Genomic DNA, 13,830 nt, shown 5'->3' with positions numbered 1-13,830 from the left:
TGGCGACCGGCGACTAGAATAGAACTACTCCGCCGCCAGTTCTTCCGGTTCGTTTTCGCCTTCGTGGCGCATGAGCTCCAAGGCCCGCTCGGCTTCCTCGTAGGCCTGCGAGACCTCCTCCTGCACCTTGGCGGCGGCTTCCTCCAGCTCCGGCGACAGGCGGACATTGCGGTAGTACTCCATGCCCGTGCCCGCCGGGATGAGGCGGCCGACGATGACGTTCTCCTTCAGGCCGCGCAGGTGGTCCACCGACCCATTGATGGAGGCCTCGGTGAGCACGCGGGTGGTTTCCTGGAAGGAGGCCGCCGAGATGAACGACTCCGTCGAGAGCGACGCCTTGGTGATGCCCAGCAGCAGCGGACGTCCCGTCGCCGGGCGGCCACCCTCCTGGCTCGCGTCACCGCGGATGACGCGATCGTTTTCCTCGCGGAAGCGGAACTTGTCCACCTGCTGCTCGAGCAGGAACTGGGTGTCGCCCACGTCTTCGACTTTCACCCAGCGCATCATCTGGCGGACGATCACCTCGATGTGCTTGTCGCTGATGTTCACGCCCTGGAGCCGGTAGACCTCCTGGATTTCGTTCACCAGGTAGGCTTGCAGCTCTTTCTCGCCGAGCACGGCCAGGATGTCGTGCGGGTTGAGCGGGCCGTCCATCAGCGGTTCGCCGGCGCGGACGCGCTCGCCTTCCTGCACGTTGATGTGTACGCCCCGCGGCACCGAGTATTCCTTCTCCGTGCCGTTGTCGGCGGTGACATACACCTTGCGCTGGCCCTTGCTGATCTCGCCGAACTTGACCGTGCCGTCGATTTCGCTGATGACCGCGGTCTCGCGCGGCTTGCGTGCCTCGAACAGTTCCACCACCCGCGGCAGACCACCGGTGATGTCCTTGGTCTTGGTAGTCTCGCGCGGGATCTTGGCCAGCACGTCGCCCGGAAAAACCGTGTCGCCGTCCTGCACCATGAGGTGAGCCCGCGAAGGCATCAGGTAGCGCTTGGTGCCCTTGCCGGTGCCCGACTTGATGACGATGGCCGGCTGCCGCTTTTCATCGGGCGAATCGGTCACCACCAGCCGCGACAGGCCGGTGACCTCGTCCACTTCTTCGTGCAGGGTCAGGCCTTCCTGCAGGTCCTTGAACTGCACCGTGCCGCCGATCTCGGTCAGGATGGCGAAGGTGTACGGATCCCACTCCACCAGCACTTGGCCGAGCGTGACCGGGTGGTTTTCTTCCACCTTGACGCGCGCCCCGTAGACGACCGAGTAGCGCTCTTTTTCGCGTGCCTTGTCGTCCACTACGGCGATGAAGCCGTTGCGGTTCATAACCACCAGGTCGCCGGTCTTCGATTTCACCGTCTGCAGGTTGATGAAGCGGACCACGCCGTTGTTCTTCGCATCCAGGCGCGACTGCTCGCTGACCCGCGAGGCCGTGCCGCCGATGTGGAAGGTACGCATGGTGAGCTGCGTGCCAGGTTCGCCGATGGACTGCGCCGCGATGACTCCCACCGCCTCGCCCAGCTCCACCAGCCGTCCCGAAGCCAGGTTGCGGCCGTAGCACATGACGCACACGCCGCGCTTGGATTCGCAGGTCAGCACGGAGCGGATCTTCACCCGCTCGATGCCGGCCGATTGGATGGCGCCCGCCAGGTCTTCGGTGATTTCCTGGTTGACGTCCACGATCACGTTGCCTTCGTAGTCCTTGATCTTTTCCAGCGAGACGCGGCCGACGATGCGGTCGCGCATGGGCTCGATGATCTCGCCCGACTCGACGATGGAGCCGACGTAGATGCCGTCCACCGTGCCGCAGTCGTACTCGCTGATGATCACGTCCTGGGCCACGTCCACCAGGCGGCGCGTCAGGTAACCGGAGTCCGCCGTCTTCAGAGCGGTGTCGGCCAGACCCTTGCGCGCGCCGTGGGTGGAGATGAAGTACTGCAACACGGTGAGGCCCTCGCGGAAGTTCGCCGTAATGGGGGTCTCGATGATCTCGCCCGAGGGCTTGGCCATCAGGCCGCGCATGCCCGAAAGCTGACGAATCTGCTGCTTGGAACCGCGGGCTCCGGAATCGGCCATGACGAAAATCGGGTTGATGTTGCCCTGCTTGTCCTGCTGCTCCATGGCCGAGAACATTTCGTCGGCCACGCGCTCGGTAATCGCCGACCAGATTTCGATGACCTTGTTGTAGCGTTCGCCGTTGGTGATGGCGCCGTCCAGGTATTGCTGCTGGACGCTGACCACCTGCTTCTCAGCGTCACGCACCAGGGTCTTCTTGTTGGCCGGAATGACCATGTCGTCAATGCCGATGGACAGGCCGGCCTTGGTGGCGTACAGGAACCCAAGCTGCTTGATCTCGTCCAGCATGGCGACGGTGGTCTCCAGGCCGAAGCGCAGATAGCAGTAATTCACCAACTGGCCGACGCCCTTCTTTTTCAGCAGGCCGTTGATATAGGGCATGCCTTCGGGCAGGTGATCGTTCAAAATCGCCCGGCCGACGGTGGTGTTGATGTAGTGCCGCTGCAGGTGAACCGGGTCTGTGTGCAGCACGTCCTGATCGTCGTAGGCCGAGACCAGGTCAATGACGTCGCCGGTGTAGCGCAGCCGGATCGGCGTCAGCGTCTCCACTTCCCCCATCTCCAGCGCGAGCAGCACCTCGTCAATGTTGGCGAAGGCCCGGCCCTCTCCCTTGGCGCCCGGCTTGGCCTTGGTCAGGTAGTAGATTCCCAGTACCATGTCCTGGGTGGGCACGGTGATGGGCTGGCCCGACGCCGGCGACAGGATGTTCTGCGATGCCAGCATGAGCACGCTGGCTTCTACCTGCGCCTCGGGCGACAGCGGGATGTGCACCGCCATCTGGTCGCCGTCGAAGTCGGCGTTGAATGCGGTGCAGACCAGCGGGTGAATCTTGATCGCTTTGCCTTCCACCAGCACCGGCTCGAACGCCTGGATGCCCAGGCGGTGCAGCGTGGGAGCGCGGTTCAGCAGTACCGGGTGGTCCTTGATGACCTCCTCCAGAATGTCCCACACGATCGCTTCCTGCGACTCCACCATCTCCTTCGCCTGCTTGATGGTGGTGCAGTGCCCGGTCTGCTCCAGGCGGTGATAGATGAACGGCTTGAACAGCTCCAGCGCCATCTTCTTGGGCAGGCCGCACTGGTGCAGCTTGAGCTCGGGGCCGACCACGATGACGGAGCGGCCGGAGTAGTCCACGCGCTTGCCCAGCAGGTTCTGGCGGAAGCGGCCCTGCTTGCCTTTCAAGGTGTCGGAGAGCGACTTCAGAGGCCGGTTGTTGGCGCCACGCAGCACACGCCCGCGGCGTCCGTTGTCGAACAGCGCGTCCACCGCCTCCTGCAGCATGCGCTTCTCGTTGCGCACGATGACCTCGGGTGCGTGCAGGTCCATCAGCTTCTTCAACCGGTTGTTGCGGTTGATGACGCGGCGATACAGATCGTTCAGGTCGCTGGTGGCGAAACGGCCGCCGTCCAGCGGAACCAGCGGACGCAGCTCCGGCGGAATGACCGGGATGACGTCCAGGATCATCCAGTGCGGCTTGTTGCCGCTCTTGCGGAAGGCCTCGACCACCTTGAGGCGCTTGGCGTACTTCAAGCGCTTCTGCATCGAGGTCTCGTTCTTCATCTTCTCGCGCAGGTCGGTGGAAAGTTCCTCGATGTCTACGCGCTTGAGCAGTTCCTTGATGGCCTCGGCGCCCATCATGGCCTTGAAGCCGGCGGCGCGGTACTGCTGATCGAGTTCGCGGAACTTAGTTTCTTCCTTGATGACCTCGTGTTCCTTGACCGGGGCGTCGCCCGGCTCCACTACCACGTAGGCCTCAAAGTAGAGCACGGACTCCAGGTCGCGCAGGGAGATGTCGAGCAGGTGCCCGATGCGGCTGGGCAGGCCCTTGAAAAACCACACGTGCGAACAGGGCGACGCCAGCTCAATGTGGCCCAGGCGCTCGCGGCGGACCTTGGACAGGGTGACTTCCACGCCGCACTTGTCGCAGATCACGCCGCGGTGCTTCATGCGCTTGTACTTGCCGCACAGGCACTCCCAGTCGGTGACCGGCCCGAAAATGCGGGCGCAGAACAGGCCGTCGCGCTCCGGCTTGAAGGTGCGGTAGTTGATCGTCTCCGGCTTGGTGACTTCGCCGTGCGACCAGCTCCGGATTTTCTCCGGCGAGGCCAGGCTGATGCGGATGGCATCGAAATCAGCGATTGTGTTGCCGAGGTCGAACGGGCTCGAACGGTACAAAGTAACCTCCGATTGACAGCGCCAACGCCGCTGTGGGCGGCCCCCGAAAGCAAGTGGCCAGTGGTCAGTGATCAGTGGCCAGTCTCGATTCTCGATCTACCGTTTCAGGAGCGTCATCGGCAGATCCGTTTTCCAGAACCTTCCAAACTTGTGCGCGCCGTGGCGTGACCAAGGTCGTTACTGACCACGGGCCACTAGCCACTAGCCACTAACCACTAACCACTAATCGGCCGCCGCCGTCACTGCCTGCGCCGGCTTGCGATCGCCGACCTTGACCAACTCGACGTCCAGGCAGAGCGACTGCAATTCGCGGATTAGCACGTTGAACGACTCGGGCACGCCCGGCTCGATGGCCGCCTCGCCCTTGACGATGGCCTCGTAAATCTTGGTACGGCCATAGACGTCGTCCGACTTCGCCGTCAGCAACTCCTGCAGGATGTAGGCGGCGCCATAGGCTTCCAGTGCCCACACTTCCATTTCGCCGAAGCGCTGCCCGCCGAACTGCGCTTTGCCGCCCAGCGGCTGCTGCGTGATCAGCGAATAGGGGCCGATTGAGCGCGCGTGAATCTTGTCGTCCACTAGGTGCGAGAGCTTGAGCATGTAGATGTAGCCGACCGTGATCGGCTGTTCGAAGCGCTCGCCGGTCATTCCGTCGTGCAGCACGGTCTTGCCGGACTCGGGCAGCGCGCTTTCGTTCAACAACGACTTGATCTCGGTTTCGCGCGCCCCGTCGAACACCGGCGAGGCGAAATACACGCCGTGCCCCATGCCTTCGGCCACGTTTTCCAGGGTCTCGTCGTCGAGATCGGCGACCTCCTCGGCGAACGGAGTTTCCTTGAACAGCGCCTTCAGTTCGCGGCGCATGGCTTCGGCGCGGCCGTTATTGGCCACCATTTCGCCGATCTTGCGACCCAGTTCGTGCGACGCCCAGCCCAGGTGCGTTTCCAGGATCTGGCCCACATTCATACGGCTGGGAACGCCGAGCGGGTTGAGCACGATTTCAACCGCGGTGCCGTTCTGCATGTACGGCATGTCCTCTTCCGGCAGGATGCGGGCGATGACGCCCTTGTTGCCGTGCCGGCCGGCCATCTTGTCGCCCACGCTCAGCTTGCGCTTCATGGCGATGTACACCTTCACCAGCTTGATGACGCCCGGCGGCAACTCATCGCCCTTCTGCAGCTTCTCCACCTTCTCGCGCACAATCTTGCGCAGCACGTCGATCTGGCGCGAGGTCATCTCCTCGATTTCGTCGATCTGCTCGTTGACCCGCGGGTCCTTGTCGGCGAACCGGATGCGCTTCAGGTTGCGCGTCGAGATGCGCTCGATGGTGTCCCGGTCCAGCACCGTGCCCTTGGTGAGCAGGCGCTTGTTGGTGCGCTCATCGTGCAGGTCGGCCTGCACCTCCTTGCTGCCCAGGATCGCTTCCAGGCGCTTCAGCCGCTCGTCGATGAGAATGCGGATTTCATCGGCCAGGTTCTTTTCCAGCTTGGCTACCTGCGCCGCCTCGATCGCCTTGGCGCGCTCGTCCTTCTCCTGGCCCTTGCGGGAGAAGATCTTCACGTCCACCACCGTGCCCTCGATACCGGGAGGGCAGGTGAGGGAGGCGTCGCGCACATCGCCGGCCTTCTCGCCGAAGATGGCCCGCAGCAGCTTTTCTTCCGGCGTGAGCTGGGTCTCGCCCTTGGGCGTGACCTTGCCCACCAGGATGTCGCCCGCCTTCACCGTCGCGCCGATGCGGATGATGCCGCTCTCGTCGAGATCGCGCAGCGCGCTCTCGCTGACGTTGGGGATGTCGCGCGTCACTTCCTCGGGTCCCAGCTTCGTGTCGCGCGACTCGATCTCGAACTCCTCGATGTGAACCGAGGTGTAGTAATCCTCCTTCACCAGCTTCTCGGAGACTAGGATGGCGTCCTCGAAGTTGTAGCCGCGCCATGGCATGAAGGCGACCAGCACGTTGCGTCCCAGCGCCAGCTCGCCGAAGTCGGTGCAGGGACCGTCGGCGATCACCTGGCCCTTGACCACCCGCTGTCCCTTGCGCACGATCGGCTTCTGGTTGATGCAGGTGTTCTGGTTCGAACGCTTGAACTTGGTGAGCTGGTAGATGTCGCTGCCCACCTCGCGCGAAAGCTGCATGGGGTGATGCTCGCCCTCGACGCGCACGATGATGCGTTCCGAGTCTACCGAGTCCACGATGCCGCTGCGCCGCGCCAGCACCACCGCGCCGGAATCGCGCGCCGTGACGCCTTCCATCCCGGTGCCCACCAGCGGAGCTTCCGCCCGCAGCAGCGGCACCGACTGGCGTTGCATGTTGGCGCCCATCAGGGCCCGGTTGGCGTCGTCGTGCTCCAGAAACGGAACCAGCGAGGCCGCCACCGAAACCAGTTGCTTGGGGCTGACGTCGATGTAGTCCACTTCGTCGCGCGCCACCAGCACGAAGTTGCCGGCCTTGCGCGCGTTCACCAGTTCGGCGACGATGCGCAACTTGTCGTCGAGCTCCAGGTTGGCCTGCGCGATGGTGTGCTTGTCCTCTTCCCACGCCGACAGGTAGAACGAGTACGGCTCGTAATCAATCAGCCGCTTGCGCCGCTCCTTCAGGTCGGCATTGGCCTTGAGGGCTTCCGCCTTCTCGATGTGGTCGCCAACGCGATGGTCGCTGTCGCCGGCGTTCACCACGGTCACGAAATCCATCACCTTGCCCTGCTTGACGCGCCGGTACGGCGACTCGATGAAGCCGTAGTCGTTGATGCGCGCGTAGCAGCTCAGCGACGAGATCAATCCGATGTTCGGGCCCTCCGGCGTCTCAATGGGGCAGATGCGGCCGTAGTGCGTCGGGTGAACGTCGCGGACTTCGAATCCGGCGCGTTCGCGCGACAGGCCGCCCGGCCCGAGCGCCGAGAGACGCCGCTTGTGCGTGATTTCCGACAGTGGGTTGGTCTGGTCCATGAACTGCGACAACTGCGAGGATCCGAAGAACTCGCGGATGGCCGCCATCACCGGCTTGGCATTGACCAGATCGTGCGGCATGGCCGTGGACATTTCCTGGTACACGCTCATCTTCTCCTTGATGGCGCGTTCCATGCGCACCAGGCCGATGCGGAACTGGTTCTCCAGCAGCTCGCCGACGGCACGCACCCGGCGGTTGCCGAGGTGATCGATGTCGTCCACCGCGCCCAGGTTCTTGCGCAGCTTCAGCAGGTAGCGGATGGTGGCGTAGAAGTCGTCCGGCTCCAAGGTGCGGCTGTCGAGACTGGTGGCGTCGGCCTTGTCGAACAGTTTGATGTTGAACTTCATCCGGCCCACGCGCGAGAAGTCGTACTTGCGAGGGTCGAAGAACATGCCGTGGAACAGCGCCGTAGCCGTGTCCAGCGTGGGCGGATCGCCCGGGCGCAGCTTGCGGTAGATTTCGATCAGCGCTTCCTGCGGGGTCTTGACCGAATCGCGGCGCAGCGTCTGGCTGATCACCATGCCCACGTCGTCGCGCTCGGGGAAGAACACGTTGATCTCGGCCACGCCGGCGTCCATGAACTTGCTCACCTTGTCGGCCGTGATTTCGCTGTTGGCCTCCAGCAGCACCTCGCCGGTGCTGGTGTCCACGATGTCGGAGGCTGTCCAGGCGCCCTCCAGATCGGTGGTGTCCATCGCGATCTCGGTGATGCGTGCCTTATGGATTTCGCGCATCAGGGCATGGTTGACCTTGCGTCCGGCGTGCGCGATCTCCTCGCCCTTGCTGTTGGTGATGCGGTGCGAGAGCTTCATGCCCACCAGGTTCGTCGGACGCTCGATGCCCGACTCTAGCAGCCACTGCACCTTGTGGTCGGCCAGCGAGACGCGGTCCACGGTGTAAAACGTGCGCAGGATGTCTTCGTCAGAACGCAGGCCGAGGGCGCGCAGGAAAATCGTGCCCAGGAACTTGCGCTTGCGGTCGATGCGCACGTAGAGGATGTTCTTTTGGTCGTACTCGAACTCCACCCAGGAGCCGCGGTAGGGGATGATCTTGCCCAGGAAGTAGGTGCGGTTGTTGGCGGTCTCGAAGAACACGCCCGGCGAGCGGTGCAACTGGCTGACGATCACACGCTCGGTGCCATTGACGATGAAGGTGCCGTTGGCGGTCATCAGCGGCACGTCGCCGAAAAAGACCTCCTGCTCCTTGATATCGCGGATGGAGCGGGTGCCGGTCTCGGCGTCCTTGTCGAAGATGGTCAGCCGCATCGTGACCTTCAGCGGCGCCGAGTAGGTCATGCCGCGCTCTTCGCATTCGCTGACGTCGTACTTCAGTTGCAGCCCGACCGGGTCGCCGCACTTGTTGCAGAAGTCCGGCGTGTTGGCGTTATACGTCCCGCACTTTTGGCAGAGCACCTCGCCGGGATGGAACGGGTCGGTGATGACGGTGAAACCGCAGTTGCGGCAGGTGGTGCGCAGGTGGTGCAGGCCCTTGAGGTGGCCGCATTTGCACTCCCAGTTGCCGATAGCGAAATCGACGAACTCCAGTTGCGACACCTTGCGGAAATCTTCAATCGGGAACACCGACTGGAACACCGCCTGCAGCCCGGCGTCGTCACGCTCGCTGGGCAGGCGGTCCATCTGCAGAAAGCGGTCGTAGCTGCGCTTCTGCACTTCGATCAGGTTGGGAATCTGGATGGTCGCCGGGATCTTGGAAAAATCAAGACGCTTACGGAAAGCGTTGTGCTTTTTTGTCGGCATTAAAACTCCTCAGCTATGCGAACGGCGGCCTTGGGCCCGCCAGTCATTCGTTCCAATGCGCCGCAAGCGGCGGGGCCGCGCCAACCAAACACGGCAGCGCCCTCAGGGACAAACTTCCCCGTGGGCGCCGTTTGCGGCACTTCGGATATCTAGATTTTGTATTCAGCGCCAGTAACGTTGATCTGTTCCTACGGTCTCCGTGCAGACCGCCCGCCTGTTGTGTGTCACCTGTTCAGGACGCGACCGGTATAGCTTACAGATGCCCGCCGGCCGCACTCTGATTCAGAATTGACTGGTCTGGCACGGGCCAATCGACCCGTGTCTCCTCAGCCCGCTTACTTCACTTCCACCGTCGCGCCGGCGTCCGTGAACTTCTTGCGGATATTCTCCGCTTCCTCCTTGCCTACGCCTTCCTTGATCGCTTTCGGCGCTCCATCCACCAGGTCCTTGGCTTCCTTCAAGCCCAGGCTGGTGACTTCACGGACCGCCTTGATGACGTTGATCTTGTTCGCGCCCACTTCCTTGAGGATGACGCTGAACTCGGTCTTCTCTTCCACCGGGGCCGCCGCCGCGCCCGCAGCGGCGCCACCGCCCGCCATCATCACCGGGGCCACCGCCGCCGCCGACACGCCGAGGCGCTCTTCCAGTTTCTTCACTAACTGCGCCGCGTCCAGCAGCGACAGTCCTACGATTTGTTCCTCCAACTGTTGCAGATCCGCCATGTCGATTCTCCACTGTCTTGTTATCAGTTGTGTTTCGCAGACCTTGGCCTGCGCTGCCGTTATCCGTTGACCAGGTTTCCAGTGCGGCGTCGTCCGCCATCGCGCCAGACTTCGCGACTACGATTTCCGTTCCGCAACCCCGGGCCTACTGATAACGAAATCGGTAATCGGCAATTTGTAATCAAGTAGTTTGGTCGAGAGCCGATGCGCCCTGACGGCAAACTACAAACTGAAAATTATCGCAAATTGCAGATTACAAATGCCTACGCTCCGGCAGCGCTCTCGCCGCCGGCAAACTTGTTCTCCTTCACGCCCTGGTTCATTACCACGGCCAGGTCGCGGCCCACTGCGCCCATCGCCGTCACCAGCCGCTGCGCCGGAGCATTAATCAGGAAGAGCAGCTTCGAAACGATCTCTTCCTTCGACGGCATGGTCGCCAGCGCCTCGATCTCCTTGACCTGGATCACGCGCCCTTCCACCACGCCCACCTTGAACTTCAGCTCCGGATTGTCCTTGGCGTATTTCTGCAGCGCCTTGGCCAGCGTGACCGGATCGCCGGTCGTGTAGGCGATCGAGGTGACGCCGGTCAGGTCCTTCAGCACCGGCTCCAGCGCCGTGCCCTGCGCCGCCCGCTCCGCCAGCGTGTTCTTCACCACCTGGAACTTGGCGCCCGCGCTGCGCACCGTCTTGCGCAGATCTTCGGTCTGCGCCGCCTTCAACCCGGAAAACGTGGCCAGGATGGCCGTCTTGGCCTGCTTGATGTCCTGGCTCAGCTCTTCCACTTGCTCAATCTTTCTTGCCTTCGTAACCGCCATTGTCAGGTCCTTAACCTTCTGCGATTCGGGAGCGCTCACGCTCGACTGGCCGCTTGCCAGAAACCAGAAACCAGAAACTATCCCTTCGCCGCCGCTTCCACCGCCGAGGTATCAATTGGGATGCCTGGGCCCATGGTCGAGCTCAGGTACACGCCTTTCAGATACTTGCCTTTCGCCGCCGCCGGCTTGGCTTTGATCACGCTGGTGATCACCGTCGTCGCGTTCTCGATCAGCTTGTCCGATGTGAAAGAAATCTTGCCCACCGGCACGTGCACCAGCGCCGTCTTGTCGGTGCGGAACTCCACCTTGCCGGCCTTCACTTCCTGCACCGCGCGCGCCACGTCCATCGTCACCGTCCCTGTCTTCGGGTTCGGCATCAGGCCGCGCGGCCCCAGCACCTTGCCGAGCCGCCCGACCGATTTCATCATGTCCGGGGTGGCCACCACGGCGTCGTAGTCAGTCCAGTTTTCCTTCTGGATCTTCTCCACCATATCCTCGCCGCCAACGTAATCGGCGCCTGCTGCTTCCGCTTCGCGCACCTTTTCGCCGCTGGCGATCACCAGCACTTTCTTGTTCTTGCCCAGGCCGTGCGGCAGCACCACCGTGCCGCGCACCATCTGGTCGGCGTGCTTGGGATCCACTCCCAGGCGCATGGTCAGGTCCACCGTCTCGTCGAACTTGGCGAACTTCACCTTCTGCAGCAGCGGCACCGCTTCGTCGAGCCGATAGGGGCGCTTCTCGACCGCGGCGCGCGCCTTCTCCACGTTCTTTCCAGCTTTGCGAGCCATTCGTTTTTCTCCGTCTCCCACCGCATCGCCCAAGGACTGCGTGCCGTGGTGTTTATCGACAATTGCGGTATCGGATCATCGAGCAATGGCTTCCATTACCCGATTACTTCAATTCCCATGCTCCGCGCCGTGCCCTTCACGCTGTTGATCGCCGCTTGCAGCGACGCTGCGTTCAGGTCCGGCATCTTCTGCCGCGCGATCTCTTCTACCTGCTTCTCGGTGACCTTGCCCACCTTTTCCTTGTTGGGCGTGCCCGAGCCTTTGGCGATGCCGGCAACCCGCTTCAGCAGCACCGAAGCCGGCGGTGTCTTGGTGATGAAGGTGAAGCTGCGGTCGGCATAGACGGTCACCACCACCGGGATAATGAGTCCTTCCAGCTCTTTTGCGCTGGTGCGCGCGTTGAACTGCTTGCAGAACTCCATGATGTTGATCTGCGCCTGGCCCAGCGCCGGGCCGACGGGCGGCGCCGGCGTCGCTTTGCCGGCAGCGATCTGCAACTTCACCGAACCTGTGATTTTCTTCGCCATTTCGCCTCTACCTCTGCGTTACGCCGGGTCTAGGATTTTCGGCCCGGACCTGCAACTGTGTGGGTAAGTGTCATCCCGATCGCTGACACCAATTTCATGCCCACCCGATCCACCGTGACGCCCAGGCTTTCCAGCGAGTGCGCGCCAAGAACTTCCAAATCGCCCGCCTCGGCCATAACGACATTGTCACCGCCCGTAAATCCCTCGCTGGCGACGAACACGGGCGCCAGTTCGCGCTCCAGCACTGTGCCGTCAATGGTCCGAAACTGCATCTTCCGCACCGGCTTGATTCCCAGCGCCTCCAGCCGCTGCCGTGAAATCCAGCTATAGGAGGCGCCGGTATCAACCGTCAGCTCGAGCGCTTCGACCCGCGACGGAACCGCTGGATTCCAAACTCGAACTTTGGTCGTGAACGTTCCCATGGCCTACGCCACTTTCTCCACCTGCCCGAATTCCAACTCCACCGGCGTCGAGCGCCCGAAGATGGTGACCATCACCTTCAGCGTCTCGCGGTCTTCGTTGACTTCGTCCACCACTCCGGTAAAGGTCGCGAACGGCCCTTCGGTGATGCGCACCGACTCGTTCTTCTCAAACTTGACCTTGAGCTTCGGCTTGTCCTTGCTTTCGGCGACGCGGAAGATAATGGTGTTCACCTCGTCTTCCGACATCGGCGTCGGCTGGTTGCCCGCCCCCAGGAACCCGGTCACCCGCGGCGTGGACTTCACCACGTGCCACAGGTTCTGACCGTCAGGCGTGGACAAATCCATGTCCAGCTCCACCAGCACGTAGCCGGGCAAGAATGCCCGCTCGGTGGTGTACTTCTTGCCGCCGCGGATCTCGGTCACTGGCTCCGTGGGGATCACCACCTGCCCGATCTTGCTCTCCAAGCCGTAAGCGGCTTTGCGCGACTCCAGCGACTCCCTCACCTTGCGCTCGAAGCCTGAATAGGTGTGGATGATGTACCACCGCATGTTCGGGTTCGATGGAGGCGGGATCGGACTCGGCTCGGTTCCTTCCGGCGGTGCCCCGCCCCCGTCAACCGGAGCTTGAGGAGGAATCGGCTCCCCGCTTGCCTCGTTTTTCTGTTCTTCTTCCATCACTTGTTTTGTGTGGCACACGCGCCCTTGCGTGCCCGCTCCTTGTTCTCGCTAGGTTCCCGGCGCGCCGATTGTGCGCGCCATGGGAGGCTTACCGATGGGTGAAGTGGCGCATGACCGTGTCGATGATGCGTGCGATCGTGTTGTCCACCACCCAGAAATACGCTCCGAACAGGAACACCGTGATGATCACCACCACGGTCGTCGCCTGCACTTCCTTGCGGCTAGGTGTCGTGACCTTCTTCATCTCCGTGCGCACGTCGCTGTAGAAGGCCTTGATGCGCAGTGGCCAGGACTTCATTCTTTCTGTCAGGCTGCCTTCGCTCATCGCTGTCACTGTTGCCGACTTTGCCATTCGTTACTGCCTCTTTCTCGAACTGCCCGGCTCTGAAAACTGGCAGGGGCGGAGGGATTCGAACCCCCAAGTCCGGTTTTGGAGACCGGCAGTTTAACCGTTGAGCTTACGCCCCTACTTTCATTGGTAATTTGTAATCGGGTAATTGGTAATTTGATCGAGACTGCCGATGCTTCTGGCCCTTTTTCGCAAATTACAGATTACAGATTACAGATTACAAATCCGCTGCGATGCCTACTTCACCTCTTTGTGAGGCGTGTGCTTGCGGCACTTCCGGCAAAACTTGCTGAACTCCAGCCGGTCCGGCGTTGTCTTCCGGTTCTTCGTCGTGGAGTAGTTCTTGTCCTTGCACTCCGTGCACTGCAACTGAACGATTTCCCGTGGCATGACTTCTTCCTTCCAAACTTGCCTTCAGATCAGCCGATCACCGGATCGCCCGGCTGCCCGACTTACTGCACAATCTCGGTCAGGGTTCCGGCGCCGACGGTGCGGCCGCCTTCGCGGATGGCGAAGCGCAGTCCCTTTTCCATCGCCACCGGCGTGATCAACTCGATTTCCAAATTCACGTTGTCCCCCGGCATCA

11 protein-coding genes and 1 tRNA gene are annotated in these 13,830 nt (G+C 62.2%); all 12 read right to left on the bottom strand.

Going from position 1 to position 13,830, the window contains the following annotated elements; genetic code table 11:
• Nucleotides 1-24: 24 nt before the first annotated feature.
• On the bottom strand, nt 25-4,242 hold the full coding sequence (rpoC, locus tag LAN64_06300) for a DNA-directed RNA polymerase subunit beta' (protein MBZ5567445.1): 4,218 nt from the start codon (nt 4,240-4,242) through the stop codon (nt 25-27).
• A 222-nt stretch (nt 4,243-4,464) separates the two neighbouring features.
• Nucleotides 4,465-8,943 carry a DNA-directed RNA polymerase subunit beta gene (gene rpoB / locus LAN64_06295; protein ID MBZ5567444.1) on the bottom strand — a complete coding sequence of 1,493 codons (4,479 nt, stop codon included), beginning with the start codon at nt 8,941-8,943 and terminating at the stop codon, nt 4,465-4,467.
• Between the two features lie 335 nt (nt 8,944-9,278).
• Nucleotides 9,279-9,665 carry a 50S ribosomal protein L7/L12 gene (gene rplL / locus LAN64_06290; GenBank protein MBZ5567443.1) on the bottom strand — a complete coding sequence of 129 codons (387 nt, stop codon included), beginning with the start codon at nt 9,663-9,665 and terminating at the stop codon, nt 9,279-9,281.
• 263 nt (nt 9,666-9,928) lie between these two features.
• Nucleotides 9,929-10,480, bottom strand: a complete 552-nt coding sequence (gene rplJ, locus LAN64_06285) for a 50S ribosomal protein L10 (protein MBZ5567442.1) — start codon at nt 10,478-10,480, stop codon at nt 9,929-9,931.
• A gap of 77 nt (nt 10,481-10,557) precedes the next feature.
• A complete protein-coding gene (rplA, locus tag LAN64_06280) occupies nt 10,558-11,268 on the bottom strand; it encodes a 50S ribosomal protein L1 (protein MBZ5567441.1) in 711 nt (236 codons plus the stop codon).
• A 95-nt stretch (nt 11,269-11,363) separates the two neighbouring features.
• Nucleotides 11,364-11,795 carry a 50S ribosomal protein L11 gene (rplK, locus tag LAN64_06275; GenBank protein ID MBZ5567440.1) on the bottom strand — a complete coding sequence of 144 codons (432 nt, stop codon included), beginning with the start codon at nt 11,793-11,795 and terminating at the stop codon, nt 11,364-11,366.
• Between the two features lie 29 nt (nt 11,796-11,824).
• A complete protein-coding gene (locus tag LAN64_06270) occupies nt 11,825-12,217 on the bottom strand; it encodes a retropepsin-like domain-containing protein (GenBank protein MBZ5567439.1) in 393 nt (130 codons plus the stop codon).
• 3 nt (nt 12,218-12,220) lie between these two features.
• Complete coding sequence (gene nusG / locus LAN64_06265) at nt 12,221-12,892, bottom strand: transcription termination/antitermination protein NusG (GenBank protein MBZ5567438.1); 672 nt, start codon at nt 12,890-12,892, stop codon at nt 12,221-12,223.
• Between the two features lie 91 nt (nt 12,893-12,983).
• Nucleotides 12,984-13,247 carry a preprotein translocase subunit SecE gene (gene secE, locus LAN64_06260; GenBank protein MBZ5567437.1) on the bottom strand — a complete coding sequence of 88 codons (264 nt, stop codon included), beginning with the start codon at nt 13,245-13,247 and terminating at the stop codon, nt 12,984-12,986.
• A 40-nt stretch (nt 13,248-13,287) separates the two neighbouring features.
• Nucleotides 13,288-13,363 (bottom strand) — tRNA-Trp (locus LAN64_06255).
• A 118-nt stretch (nt 13,364-13,481) separates the two neighbouring features.
• Nucleotides 13,482-13,634 (bottom strand): 50S ribosomal protein L33, encoded by a 153-nt coding sequence (rpmG, locus tag LAN64_06250; GenBank protein MBZ5567436.1) that lies wholly within the window; start codon nt 13,632-13,634, stop codon nt 13,482-13,484.
• Between the two features lie 62 nt (nt 13,635-13,696).
• A partial coding sequence (gene tuf, locus LAN64_06245; GenBank protein ID MBZ5567435.1) for an elongation factor Tu occupies nt 13,697-13,830 on the bottom strand: 134 nt, incomplete at its 5' end.

The sequence above is a fragment of the Terriglobia bacterium genome (assembly GCA_020073185.1).
Taxonomy (GTDB): Bacteria; Acidobacteriota; Terriglobia; order Terriglobales; family Acidobacteriaceae; genus JAIQGF01.
Note: the sequence above shows the minus strand (reverse complement) of the source record. Positions and strands in the feature narration are given on the sequence as shown.